Source organism: Spiribacter sp. SSL99 (assembly GCF_009805925.1).
In the GTDB taxonomy this organism is placed as follows: Bacteria; Pseudomonadota; Gammaproteobacteria; order Nitrococcales; family Nitrococcaceae; genus Spiribacter; species Spiribacter roseus.
The window spans coordinates 76207-88737 of sequence record NZ_MAOM01000011.1 but is presented as its reverse complement, the minus strand read 5'-3'; the positions used below and the strand labels follow the sequence as shown (position 1 = coordinate 88737).

Here is a 12531-nt window from a genome sequence, read left to right as displayed (position 1 = left end):
TGATCGGCGCGCCGGCGCGGAGAATCAAGGCGCCGGCCAGTGGCCCTGATATACTCGCGCCATGGAAACGCTGACCATCGCCCGACCCGACGACTGGCACCTGCACCTGCGCGACGGCGCCGCGCTGGCGGATGTCGTGCACTGGAGCGCGGCGCGCTTTGGCCGCGCCATCATCATGCCCAACCTGACACCGCCGCTGACCACCACCGACGCGGTCGCCGCCTATCGCGAGCGGATCCTTGCGGCCCGCCCCGCGGAAAGCCGGTTCGAGCCCCTGATGACGCTGTATCTGACCGACAACACGCCGGCGCGCGAGATCGAGCGCGCGGCGGCCACCGGGTTCATCCACGCGGTCAAGCTCTACCCCGCCGGGGCGACCACCAACAGCGACTCGGGCGTGACCGATCTGCGGCGCTGCGACGAGGCGCTCGCCGCCATCGCCGAGCACGACCTCACGCTCTGCCTGCATGGCGAAGTCACCCATCCCGAAACGGATATCTTTGATCGTGAGGCGGTTTTCCTCGACGAGCGCCTTGCGCCCCTGCTCGACCGCCACCGCCACCTGCGCGTCGTGCTCGAGCATCTCACCACGGCGACCGCGGTGGATTTCGTGCGCCAGGGGCCCGAACGGCTCGGCGCCACCATCACTCCGCAGCACCTGCTGATGAACCGCAATGATCTGCTCGCCGGCGGGATCCGTCCCCACCACTACTGCCTGCCCATCCTCAAGCGCGAGGGGGATCGCGCCGCCCTGCTCGAGGCCGCCACCAGTGGGCATCCGCGATTCTTCCTCGGCACCGACAGCGCGCCCCATGCCCAGTCGGCCAAGGAAAACGCCTGCGGCTGCGCCGGCATCTTCACAGCCCCGCTCGCCATCGAACTCTATGCCGAGGCCTTCGAGCAGGCCGGTGCGCTGGATCGGCTGGAGGGCTTTGCCAGCCATTTCGGCGCCGACTTCTACGGCCTGCCGCGTGCCACTGACACCCTGACACTGGCCCGGCAGGCACGCCGCCTGCCGGATACCCTGCCCTATGGCGACGCACGCATCGTACCGCTGCGCGCCGGTGGCACCATTGACTGGTCGCTGGCCAGCGACCCGCAGACGGAGTCCGCATGAACGCCCGCCCCATCAACCAGCGATTCCGCGGCTTTCTGCCCGTGGTCGTCGACATCGAAACCGGCGGCGTCAATGCCGCCACCGACGCCATGCTGCAGATCGCCGCGGTGATCGTGAAAATGGATGACGCCGGTCGGCTTTATAACGGCGAGACCTTCACCACCCACGTCGAGGCCTTCGAAGGTGCCCACCTCGACCCGAAGTCGCTGGAGTTCAACGGCATCGACCCCGATCACCCGCTGCGCATGGCGGTGCCCGAGGACGAGGCCCTGCGCTATGTCTTTCAGCCCGTGCGTGAGGCGATCCGCGCCAACGACTGCAGCCGTGCCGTGCTGGTGGGACATAACGCCTGGTTTGATCTGGGGTTTCTGAACGCGGCGGTGAAGCGGTGCGGCATCAAGCGCAATCCGTTTCACCCATTCTCATGCTTTGACACCGCCACTCTGTCCGGGCTTGCCTACGGCCAGACGGTACTGGCGCGGGGCATTGCGGCGGCGGGGATTCACTGGGACGCGCGTGAGGCCCACTCGGCGATCTACGATGCCGAGAAGACCGCCGAGCTGTTCTGCACCATCGTCAATCGCTGGGATGCCGCCCACGGGCATCCCCTCGACGCACCCGGCGCCTAAGCGTCGGGCGTGGCGGCCTTGACCGCCTCCTGCAGCTCGCCGGACTCGTGCATCTCCATGATGATGTCACAGCCACCGAGCAGCTCGCCGTTCACATACAGCTGCGGGATGGTCGGCCAGTTGCCGTATTCCTTGATGCCCTGACGGATGCCTTCGTCCTCGAGCACGTTGACATAGGCGAACTCCACACCGCAGCCCGCCAGGGCCTGGGCGGCGCGCATCGAGAACCCGCACTGCGGGAACTGCGGTGAGCCTTTCATGTAGAGAATCACCGGATTGCCTTCGACCTGCTCGCGGATGCTTTCCTGTACGTCGCTCATTTTGGCTCCTCATTGAATGCGTACCATTAGTGTACGGATTGCGGACGACATCGACGAGGGGCATAAAAGCGATCAATACGGTATCCTCGGCGGTCATGGAACAAAATCATCTCTCTGACACCGCTTTCGAGTCCCTCGGACTTCACGAATCCCTTCACACAGGCCTGCGCGAGGCCGGCTTCGAGCAGTGCATGCCGATCCAGGCCGCGGCCCTGCCCATCGCCCTCGAGGGCCGCGACGTGGCCGGCCAGGCCCAGACCGGCACCGGCAAGTCGGCGGCCTTTCTGCTGGCCACCATGCACTGGCTGATGTCGCGCCCGGTGGCCGCCGACAAGAAAGGCCCCTGGGCCATCATCCTGGCGCCCACCCGCGAGCTCGCCCTGCAGATTCACAAGGATGCCGAACGGCTCGGCTGGTTCACCGGCATGGACTTTGCCTGCATCTACGGCGGCACCGGCTACGAAAGCCAGCGCAAGGCCCTGGAGCGCGGCACCGACGTGCTGATCGGCACACCGGGGCGGATCATCGACTTTTTCAAGCAGGGGGTGTTCAGCCTCGACAATATCGAGGTCTGCGTGCTCGACGAGGCCGACCGCATGTTCGACATGGGCTTCATCGCCGACATCCGCTATCTGCTGCGGCGCATGCCGGCGCCGGACCAGCGCCTCAACATGCTGTTCTCGGCGACGCTGTCCGAGCGCGTCCGCGAGCTTGCCTACGAGCACATGAACGAGCCCGAGTCGGTGCAGATCGAGTCGGACACGATCACCGCCGACCGCGTCCGCCAGACCCTCTACCATGTCGAGAACAACCAGAAGATCGGCCTGCTCATCGGTGTACTGCGCCAGCAGGCGCCCACGCGCACCCTGCTGTTTGTCAACACCAAGCGCGACGCCGACCGGGTGGCCGCCTATCTGATCGGCAACGACATCAAGGCCGCCGTCATCTCCGGCGACATCCCGCAGAACAAGCGCGAGCAGCTGCTGGAGAAATTCCAGGGGGGCGACCTGCCGATCCTCGTCGCCACCGATGTGGCCGCGCGCGGGCTGCATATCCCGGAGGTCAGTCACGTCATCAACTACGACCTGCCCCAGGATGCCGAGGATTATGTGCACCGCATCGGGCGTACGGCCCGGGCCGGCGCCGCCGGTGATGCGATCAGCTTCGCCTGCGAGACCTACGTCTATTCGCTGCCCGACATCGAGCGCTACATCGATCAGAAGATCCCGGCGGAAATGGCGCCCGCCGAGCTGATCGTCGACGACCTCAAGCCCGCGGCGCGCATGAACAACCGCCGCAGTGGCAACAGCCGGCGCAGCGGCGGCAACCGTCGCCAGAGCGGGTCATCCGCGGGCGGCGGCGATCAGTCGTAGTCGAACGAATAGAATACGTCGAAGGCGCTTTCCGCACCGCTGACCGCCTCGAGGTAGAACTGGCGGGTCAGGTAGTAGCGCAGGCTGAGCGTGGTCGTGGGTTCGAACACCCCGACGCCATAGCGCACCATCAGATTGGGGGAGAGATAACCGCTGACCGCCACCTGGGCGTCCTCGCCCTGGCCGTCGGCGGCGATCTGGAAGTCCTCCACCCCCAGCTCGCTGGCCAGCGACTCGCCCAGCTGCCCGCCACCGAACACGCCCAGTGACAGCGCCGCCCGGCTCAGCAGTGCCTCTTCGCCGGGGCTCGCCTGCCCCGGAGGCCGACCGGTGAGCAGCACCGCGAGGATATCCGCCTGCGCCATGGCCGGATCCGAGAACAGCCGCACCCGGGGCTGATCGGCCGGCCCGGTGATGCGCAGTCCCGCGGTAATCCCGGGGGTTTCGCGCACCGCCTCGATATCAAGCTGCGGCCGGGTCAGTGGACCGCTGAACACCAGACGGCCGCGCTGGACCGTCAGTGACTGGCCATACGCCTCGTAGCCGGCCTCCTCCAGGGTCAGCACCCCTTCGGCCTCGGCCCCCTCGCTGCCCACCTGACGCAACCGCAGCCCGCCGGCCAGCCGACCGCTGGCGCCGCGGGCGGCGAACCGCACCGAGTCACCCAGCCGCAGCCGCAGATCGCTTTCCAGCGTACGCCCGGTATCCGCCTCATCCGCGGGTGCCAGCGGCCGGCCCCGGGCATCGACGCGCACCGCATCCGGTGAGGGGCGGATCGCCCCGGCCGACCCGCCGGTGGGCTCGATCCGGGCGCGGGGCACATCGATGCGACCGGTCAGTTGCAGGGTCTCGGCGCCCACGCCCAGGCGGATATCCGGACTGACCGTGAGCTGCGCCAGATTACCGACCTGCACATCCAGCGCTTCGCCCACAAGGTTGACCGCGCCTTCAAGGGTGCCCCCGGCCCAGTCCAGCTGACCGTCCAGGCTGGCCTCGCCGTCGCCGGCCGCGAACCCGCCACTGAGGCGCGCGGTCTCACCGGCCACCTCGGCGCTCAGATCAACCGCCGTCAATGGCTCGACCAGGGCCGAGGGCAGCAGCACCCCGTCCCGCAGGCGCAGCGTGCCGCGGAACCGCGGCGCGGCCAGAGTGCCCGCCAGTTCGCCGCGGGCACTGACGCGGCCCTCGGCGCGCCGCAGCTGCGGCAGCGCGCCGGCGAGGGGGGCCAGCCCCACACCGTCGAGCCAGACCCGGCCGGTGAGCGGACGGCTGGCATCACCCGGATCGGTCTGCACGGCAAAACCGCCCTGTCCGATGTCAGGCGAGGCCAGTCCCAGGCGCAGCTGCGCCCGCGCCGGCGTCAGATCGGCGTCCACGACAATCCGATCGTAGTCGAGCACCAGCGGCTGCTCGCGATCAGGCTGGGGCAGTTCGATCCGGCTTGCGGGGCTGACCAGTGTCAGCCGCGCCGAGGCGCCGGTATCGGCCTGCCATTCAAGGCGGGCGGTGCCGGTGACCGAGCCGGGCAGACTGACCCCTGCCGGCAACTGCGGCTGCAACAGCGCCAGCGGCACGGCGGACAGACTGATCCGCCACTGCGCCGAGCGGGGTGTGGCCTGCAATGGCTGACTGCAGGCGCGGACCGACCGCCACGCCCAGCAGTGGCCGTCGAGGCGCAGTCGCTGGGGCCCGACCGTCAGTCCCGGTGTGCCCAGCAGGCGACCGGTCCGCCCGTCGACGGTCAGCGAAGCCTGCTGCAGCCGACCGGTCCACTCCCGCGCTCCCGCCGAGCGTCCGCCGATCAGTCGGGCCTCCAGCCCCACCGGCAGCGCCCCGGACTGGCCCTCGAACTGCAGGTCAATGCGGTGATCATCGGGTTGCCCGCTCAGCGTGAGCTGACCTGAGCCGCGCAGTGCCGTGCCCTGCCGCAGCCCCGTGACCTCAAGGCGGGCGCGCCCGCCCTCTGCGCCGTTCCAGTCGGCACTGAGCCGGGCGTTCTCAAGGGCCAGATCGCCCACGCGAAGGTCCGTGGCGGTCAGCGCCGCACTCAGGGACGGTTGCAGCAGCCGGCCGGCCACCCGGAAATCGCCCTGCAGCTGCCCCTCGAGCCCCGGCCAGAAAGGCGCGAGCGAGGGCGCCTGCAGATCCCCCTCCAGCTCAATCCGCTCATCCGCCCGGCCCCGGAGATTGAGGACGCCGTCGCCAGCGGCGATGCGGGCCTCCAGCCGTCGCGGGGCGTCAAGCGCTGCGACGCCGACGGAAAACTCCACGGTCCGTGCCCCCCTCACCGAGCCGGTGAGACGCAGATCGGCCAGGGATCCCTCGCCCCGGCCCTGCAGCGTCAGCGACTCGCCGGCCGTCAGCGCGGCGGCCGGCTCAACGCGCCAGTCGGCCTCGAGCGGCCAGTCGCCGTCCATGTCGACCCGGGCCTCCAGCCGGGCGCGGCCGGCCGTTCCCGCCACCGACAGCGCGGTGATGTCCAGCTGCCGGCCCGTCACGTGCGCGCTCAGTCGCAGCGCGTCGATGCCCGCCGCCAGCGCCCGGTCGGCGCGCTGCACACTCAGTCCGTCGATGCGCAGCTGCTCCAGACGCACCGGCACGGGGGATTCCAGGGTGGGCAGTGACAGGCGGCGCGGCAACGCCTCGAGCGGGTCGGTCGCCGGCGCTGACGACGCGGCGGTCGCCTCGCCGGCCGGCAGATCAAGCCGCAGACCGGTGACGCGCAGCGCATCGACGCAGACCTGCCCGCGCAACAGGCAGCGCGGCGACCAGTCGATCGCCACGGCCTCCGCCGCCAGGCCGCGGTCTCCATCGCGCCAGCGCAGATCCCTGGCCTGCAGGCCGTGCCAGAGACTGCCGTCCGTGATCTCGAGGGCGAGTGCCGGCTCGAACGCCTGGGCCCGGGCGGCCAGCCAGCGCGCGCCCTCGGTGGTGCTGATCAGCCAGGCACCGGCCAGCGGCACGGCCAACATCAGAGTGATCAGAAGACTGCGCAGACCCGGCATCAGAACGGCGGCCCGATGGAGAAATGCAGGCGAAACGGTACGTCCTCGCGACTCACGCCCCAGGCCAGGTCGAGCCGCAGCGGCCCCACCGGCGACGTCCAGCGCACGCCAAAACCCGTCCCCACCGCCGGGTCGAAGGCGCTGGGTTCGCGGTAGGCATTGCCGGCGTCGACAAAAGTGGCCAGCCGCCAGTCATCGGTCAGACCATAGCTGTACTCAGCGCTGCCGGTTGTCAGGTAACGGCCGCCGATCACGTCGCCATTGTCGTCCTTCGGTCCCAGGCTGCGATAGGCGAACCCGCGCACGCTCTGATCGCCGCCGGCGAAAAACCGCAGCGAGGTGGGCGTCTGCTCGAAGTCGCTGGTCGCAACGCCGCCCAGATGGGCACTGAGCTTGAAGCGGTGGGCCTCGCCGACACTGCGCAGCCAGGTGTTGTCCAGGCGCAGGCGGGCGATGTCCACATCCGAGAGCAGTGCCTCGCTCGCCCCCTCAAGGGAGTAGCGCTGCTGATCACCCCAGTCGGGATCGAGCCCACCGCGCGACCGGGTGCGCGAGAAACTGATCCCGGGCAGCACCAATCGACTGCGGCCGCTGTCGACGCCCACCGTGAAGCGCTCCTCAAGCCAGCGCAGCGACTGCGTGCGCGTCCAGCCCGAGGTGAATGTCTGCCGCCGAGCCAGCCGCACGCTGTAGCGCTCGCTGCGGGTGTCCTCAATGTCGGCGTTCTCCCAGGCGGTGCTCAGGGTGAGATGGTCGTTGATGGGGTCGGCCAGCGGAATCTCGTAGCGGGCGTCGATGCTCTGGCGCACCGTCGAGACGCGCAGCTGACTGCTCAGCTGATGGCCGCGGTTGTTGACGTAATGGCGCTGATAGCCCAGCTGCAGACGCGGCCCCTCGTCGGTGGAGTAACCGGCGCCGGTGGTGACGGTGTTGCGTTCACGGGTCACCACATCGGCCTGCACCGGTATCCGGGCGGGCGGCCCGGCATCGCGCCGGGTCTCGACCCGGGCGTCGGTGAAGTAGCCACTGTCGAGCAGGCGCTGATTGAGATCCGCCACCGCCTCAGCGGTGTAGGGGGTGCCCGGCTCGAACGGGACCAGCCGGCTCAGGAAGCGCTGGCGGAACGGCGACGGCGAGAATGTGACCTCCCCCAGGGCATAACGGGCTCCGGCGTCCATCACCAGTATGGCCTCGGCCCAGCCCCCATCGACGTTCACCGCCAGTTCGGCGGTGGTAAAGCGGTAATCGAAATAGCCCCGCTGCAGCGCCTCGTTGATCAGGGCGCGTTTACTGCGCTCGTAGTCGGCATGATTGAGGGGTTCACCGGCACGCAGTGGCAGCCGCTCACTCAGGGCCGCGAGGACGCGGTCATCGGCGCCATCGCCGGTGATGCGCACCTCGACGTCGCGCACCCGGACCCGCGGACCCGGCGAGACGACCACGTCCAGTCGCCAGTCCTCCGGCGAGGCGGTCAGCGTGATGTCGAATCGCGCCTCGTAATAGCCCAATGCCTCGGCGCCATCGCGCAATGACTCGCGCACCTGATCGCGGTAGAAACGCCCGGCCAGATCCGACTCCAGTGAGACATCGGTGTCGACGTGGGCACGCAGATTATCCGCCAGCGCCCCATCGGCGCCGGTCAGTGTCAGATCCACCGCCGCCCGCCCGGGGGCACTGACCACCATTAGCGCCAGCGCCACGCTGGCCATCAGACACCGCGCTAGAGACGTGGCGGCCGGCCTCCTGCCTGCTGCTCGCGGCGGGTCTCACAGTCAATGCAGCGTGCCGCCGACGGCAGGGCCTGCAGCCGCTCGAAGGGGATGGGCTCGCCGCAATCGACACAGCGCCCGTAACCCCCCTCATGCCAGGCCCGCAGGGCCGCCTCATTGGCCCGCAGCGCGGCGATGTGACGATCGATATCGGCATACTCGATGTCGGCGAGCAGATCCACCAACGACTCGTCGCCGGCATCGCGCACGCGATCCGCCACCTCCTCGGAGCGATGCAGGTCGGCGGCCAGCACCTCCGCGCGGATCTCCTCGCGCAGCGCCGCCTGCTCGTTTTCCAGGGCCTCGCGAAGGGCCTGCCGCTGTTCGTGGGAAAGCTCGTCAGTCATCGCGCACTCCTTTTTCCGTGATGGGCAATGATATCCTTGGCGCATGAGTGAACAGGATACGACCACCGAAGAACACCACCTGCGGCTGCGTCATCTGCGGCCGTCGGATTATCCCGACATCAAGCACATCATGGACGCCGTCTACCCCGACCTGGGCGGCGCCTGGACGCGCAAGCAGTTCTCCGCGCAGATCAGCCGCTTCGCCGAAGGCCAGATCTGCATCGAGGATAACGGCCGTGTGGTGGCCGGCGCCATCTCCATGATCGTCGATTACGACCGCTATGGCGACCGCCACAAATACGACGACATCATCGGCAACGGCTACCTGACCAATCACGATCCCAACGGCGATGTGCTCTATGGCGTCGATATTTTCGTCGACCCCGAGTACCGCGGTATCCGCCTGGGCCGGCGGCTTTATGATGCACGCAAGGAGCTGTGCCGCAGCCTCAACCTGCGCGCCATCGTCGCCGGCGGGCGCATGCCCGGCTATCGCGAACACGCCGAGGCCATGAAACCCGAGGAGTACATCGACCGGGTCCGGCGACGCGAACTCTACGATCCCATCCTGTCGTTCCAGTTCGCCAACGACTTCCATGTGCGTCGGGTGATCACCGCCTATCTGCCCGAGGATCAGGACTCGGGCGCGTTCGCCACGCTGCTGCAGTGGGACAACATCTTCTATGAAAACGAGCGCACCTCGCTGATCGGCGGGCGTAAGTCCACCGTGCGGGTGGGCACGGTCCAGTGGCAGATGCGCCGGGTGACCAACTTCGAGGACCTGATGTCGAACATCGAGTTCTTCGTCGACGCCATGGCCGGTTACAACTGCGACTTCATCCTCTTTCCGGAGCTGTTCAACGCCCCGCTGCTCGCGCAGTTCAACCAGGAAGACCCGGCTGAGGCGATGCGCGGGCTCGCCCAGTACACCACCGAGATCGCCGATGCCATGAGCCGCATGGCGGTGTCCTACAACATCAACATCATTGCCGGCTCGATGCCGGTGTACGAGGACAACGCCCTCTACAACGTCGCCTATCTGTGCCGCCGCGATGGCACCATGGACAACCATTTCAAGCTGCATGCCACCCCGGACGAGCGTTTCTACTGGGGTGTACAGGGCGGCGATGCGCTGAAGGCCTTCGACACCGACGTCGGTCGCATCGGCATCCTGGTCTGCTACGACGTCGAGTTCCCCGAGGCCTGCCGCCTGCTGGCCGACCAGGGCATGGAGATCCTGTTCGTGCCGTTCTGGACCGACACCAAGAACGCCTACCTGCGGGTGCGCCGCTGTGCCCAGGCGCGCGCCATCGAAAACGAGTGCTACGTGGCCATCACCGGCAGTGTCGGCAACCTGCCGCGGGTGGAGAACATCGAGATCCAGTACTCCCAGGCCGCGGTGTTCTCACCCTCGGACTTCGCCTTCCCCCACGACGGCATCGTCAGCGAATCGACGCCCAACACCGAAATGACCCTGGTGGTGGACCTCGATATGGACAAGCTCACCCAGCTCCGGGCCGAGGGCTCGGTCCAGAACGCCCGCGACCGGCGTCTGGACCTCTACCGCGTGCAGTGGCTCGACGACTGATCAGAAGTTCTGTCGGGCCAGCCACGGCTGCATGCGGGCGAACGCCTCCTCGATGTTCTCCATCGAGTTGGAAAAGCTGATCCGCACGGCGTTGCTGCAGGTATCACCAAAGGCATCGCCGGGGATCACGCACACGCCGGTCTCCTCGAGCATGCGCAGGGCCAGATCCGTGGCATCGGTGCGTGGCGGCAGCGACGGGAAGATGTAGAACGCCCCCTGGGGGACATAGCCGGTCAGGTGCGGGGTCTCACTGACCAGCTCCACCACCCGGTCGCGGCGCCGCCGGTACTCGGCGTTCATGTCGTCGACGCAGGCCATGTCGCCCTTGAGCGCGGCCACCCCGGCCCACTGCGCCGGCGTGCTGGCCACGGTGGTGGTGAACATGTGATAGCGCCGCAGCTTTTTAATGGCGCCCTGGCTGGAGATCATCCAGCCGATCCGCATGCCGGCCATGCTGAAGGTCTTGGAGAAGCTTGAGACCGACATCACGTGATCGAGATCCGACGCGCAGTTGATCACACTGGGGAACTCCATCCCCTCATCCAGCAGGATGTGGTCGTAGACCTCGTCTGCGAACACATAGACGCCGCGGTAGGCCGCCTCCTGGACAATGGCCTCGATGGTCTCGCGCGGGTAGACCGCCCCGCTGGGGTTACTCGGCGAGTTGAGCACGATCGCGAAGGTGCGCATGCCGATGGCGTCGATCACCTCCTGCGGGTCGACCTGGTGACCATGCTCGGGCCGCGTCGGGATGACCTTGACCTCGCCGCCGTTCATACGGATCAGCGGGGCGTAGAGCAGAAAGGTCGGGTCGGTGACGATGAACTGCCGACCGGGCGCCGCGGTGGCCGTCAGCGCCAGATACATGGCCTCGGTGGCGCCGGTGGTCACCAGGAAGTTGTCCTCGGTCAGCTCGCGGTCATAGCGCTTCGAGTAGTAACGCGCCAGCTCGCTCAGCAGCTCCGGCAGACCGGCATCCATGGTGTAGCCCGTATACCCCTCGCGCAGGGCATCGATATGCGCCTCGACGATGTGCGGGGGCGTGGGGAAGTCGGGCTGGCCGATGGACAGATGGATCACATCTTCCATGCCCGCAGCGGTGTTGATCATCCGCCGGATACCCGGCATTGGAATCGCCTGCAGAGACGGACTGAAAAGCGGCGCCTCGGCCTGGTCGCCCTGCTCCATCTCGACCGGATTCACCATGGCCCAATCCTCTTTTGCTGCGGTGTGGAAAAACAGTGCCCAACACGGCGAAGCTAGACCTCGGCGGGAAGTCGGTCAAGCCCCTCGCGACGCGCTCTGCAGGCCAGTTGACCCACCCATGGCGGGTGTATACCGTCACTGCAGCATCAGGCGTAGAAAAGGGGTTTCATATGGCCGGCGCGCCGCCACGAATCGTTGTTCTGACCGCCCCCGGCGAAGGGCTTCCCCAGGGCATGGAGACCCTGCAGGATGACGCCGATCTGCGGGTGGCCGAAGACACCGCCGGTCTCGAGGCCGCGCTGCCCGGCGCGAGCGTGCTCTGCGTGACCGACTTTCGCACCGACGCCCTGGCCGAGGCCTGGCCGGCGGCGGATTCGTTGGAATGGATCCACGCCACCAGCGCCGGCGTCGACGCACTCATGATCCCTGCGGTGCGCGACAGCGACATCCCGGTCACCAACGCCCGGGGCATTTTCGATCAGTGCATCGCCGAATACGTACTGGGCCAGATCATCGCCTTCTGCAAGGACTTTGCCGGTAACTGGCAGCTCCAGCAGGCCCACGAGTGGCGGCACCGCGAGACCGAGCCGGTGGCCGGGCAGCGTCTGCTGGTGGTGGGCAGTGGCGCCATCGGCCGGCGCATCGCGCGCACCTGTAGCGCCATCGGCGTCGAGTGCGATGGCGTGGGGCGCCGCGCGCGCGGTGGGGATGATGACTTCGGGGCGATCTATGCCCAGGCCGATCTGCTCTCGCTGTTGCCCGACTATGACTTCGTGGTCATCGCCGCACCGCTCACCGAGGCCACCCGCGGACTGTTCGGCGCCGCCGAATTCAAGGCCATGGCCGAACATGCCCGGCTGATCAATATCGGCCGCGGGCCGATCGTGCAGACCGACGCCCTGGTGGCGGCCCTTGAGGACGGCGCCATCGACGGCGCTGCGCTGGATGTGTTCGAGCACGAGCCGCTGCCCGCCGATCATCCCCTCTGGGATCTACCCAATGTGCACCTCTCGGCGCATATGGCCGGCGATTTCATTGGCTGGAAGACCGCCCTGTCCGAGCAGTTCATCGACAACTTCCGGCGCTGGCAGCGCGGCGAGGCCCTCAACAACCCCGTGGACAAGGCCCAGGGCTTTGCCGCTTCGTCCTGATCACAACGCACGAACCCACAAGCGAG

Annotated in this window: 10 protein-coding genes; 5 read left to right on the top strand and 5 right to left on the bottom strand. The window is 67.8% G+C overall.

Translation table 11 applies throughout. The features are described 5' to 3' along the window. Positions 1-61 precede the first annotated feature (61 nt). Positions 62-1117: a dihydroorotase gene (gene pyrC, locus BA899_RS02245; RefSeq protein ID WP_159299594.1), complete on the top strand. Its 1056-nt coding sequence runs from the start codon at positions 62-64 to the stop codon at positions 1115-1117. Next, positions 1114-1746: a ribonuclease T gene (rnt, locus tag BA899_RS02240; protein ID WP_148121716.1), complete on the top strand. Its 633-nt coding sequence runs from the start codon at positions 1114-1116 to the stop codon at positions 1744-1746. The genes pyrC and rnt overlap by 4 nt, the downstream gene beginning before the upstream one ends. Here rnt and grxD read toward each other — a convergent pair. After that, positions 1743-2066, bottom strand: coding sequence for a Grx4 family monothiol glutaredoxin (gene grxD / locus BA899_RS02235; RefSeq protein ID WP_110883218.1), 324 nt, complete (start codon positions 2064-2066; stop codon positions 1743-1745). The genes rnt and grxD overlap by 4 nt on opposite strands. Before the next feature lie 95 nt (positions 2067-2161). On the opposite strand from grxD, the gene BA899_RS02230 reads away from it, so the two are divergent. After that, on the top strand, positions 2162-3439 hold the full coding sequence (locus BA899_RS02230) for a DEAD/DEAH box helicase (RefSeq protein WP_148121715.1): 1278 nt from the start codon (positions 2162-2164) through the stop codon (positions 3437-3439). Here the strand turns inward: BA899_RS02230 and BA899_RS02225 are convergent. The 3 genes from BA899_RS02225 to BA899_RS02215 are packed head-to-tail and all read right to left on the bottom strand — an operon-like array spanning position 3430 to position 8560. After that, positions 3430-6411 carry a translocation/assembly module TamB domain-containing protein gene (locus tag BA899_RS02225; RefSeq protein ID WP_159299593.1) on the bottom strand — a complete coding sequence of 994 codons (2982 nt, stop codon included), beginning with the start codon at positions 6409-6411 and terminating at the stop codon, positions 3430-3432. The genes BA899_RS02230 and BA899_RS02225 overlap by 10 nt on opposite strands. Positions 6412-6443: 32 nt before the next feature. Further along, positions 6444-8144, bottom strand: coding sequence for an autotransporter assembly complex family protein (locus BA899_RS02220; RefSeq protein WP_159299592.1), 1701 nt, complete (start codon positions 8142-8144; stop codon positions 6444-6446). A 20-nt stretch (positions 8145-8164) separates the two neighbouring features. Further along, entirely contained in the window at positions 8165-8560 is a 396-nt protein-coding gene (locus BA899_RS02215; protein ID WP_110883222.1) for a TraR/DksA family transcriptional regulator, read from the bottom strand. 43 nt (positions 8561-8603) lie between these two features. Here BA899_RS02215 and BA899_RS02210 point away from each other — a divergent pair, with 43 nt between their 5' ends. Next, positions 8604-10148, top strand: coding sequence for a bifunctional GNAT family N-acetyltransferase/carbon-nitrogen hydrolase family protein (locus BA899_RS02210; protein WP_110883223.1), 1545 nt, complete (start codon positions 8604-8606; stop codon positions 10146-10148). On the opposite strand, the gene BA899_RS02205 is transcribed toward BA899_RS02210, so the two are convergent. Continuing rightward, positions 10149-11354 carry a pyridoxal phosphate-dependent aminotransferase gene (locus BA899_RS02205; RefSeq protein WP_144347806.1) on the bottom strand — a complete coding sequence of 402 codons (1206 nt, stop codon included), beginning with the start codon at positions 11352-11354 and terminating at the stop codon, positions 10149-10151. A gap of 170 nt (positions 11355-11524) precedes the next feature. On the opposite strand from BA899_RS02205, the gene BA899_RS02200 reads away from it, so the two are divergent. Then, complete coding sequence (locus BA899_RS02200) at positions 11525-12505, top strand: D-2-hydroxyacid dehydrogenase (RefSeq protein ID WP_159299591.1); 981 nt, start codon at positions 11525-11527, stop codon at positions 12503-12505. Positions 12506-12531 lie beyond the last annotated feature (26 nt).

Bases quoted from the DNA above. Each gene is read 5' to 3' on its own strand.
- pyrC (WP_159299594.1), top strand. From the start codon at position 62: ATGGAAACGCTGACCATCGCCCGACCCGACGACTGGCACCTGCACCTG.
- rnt (WP_148121716.1), top strand. From the start codon at position 1,114: ATGAACGCCCGCCCCATCAACCAGCGATTCCGCGGCTTTCTGCCCGTG.
- grxD (WP_110883218.1), bottom strand. From the start codon at position 2,066: ATGAGCGACGTACAGGAAAGCATCCGCGAGCAGGTCGAAGGCAATCCG.
- BA899_RS02230 (WP_148121715.1), top strand. From the start codon at position 2,162: ATGGAACAAAATCATCTCTCTGACACCGCTTTCGAGTCCCTCGGACTT.
- BA899_RS02225 (WP_159299593.1), bottom strand. From the start codon at position 6,411: ATGTTGGCCGTGCCGCTGGCCGGTGCCTGGCTGATCAGCACCACCGAG.
- BA899_RS02215 (WP_110883222.1), bottom strand. From the start codon at position 8,560: ATGACTGACGAGCTTTCCCACGAACAGCGGCAGGCCCTTCGCGAGGCC.
- BA899_RS02210 (WP_110883223.1), top strand. From the start codon at position 8,604: ATGAGTGAACAGGATACGACCACCGAAGAACACCACCTGCGGCTGCGT.
- BA899_RS02205 (WP_144347806.1), bottom strand. From the start codon at position 11,354: ATGGTGAATCCGGTCGAGATGGAGCAGGGCGACCAGGCCGAGGCGCCG.
- BA899_RS02200 (WP_159299591.1), top strand. From the start codon at position 11,525: ATGGCCGGCGCGCCGCCACGAATCGTTGTTCTGACCGCCCCCGGCGAA.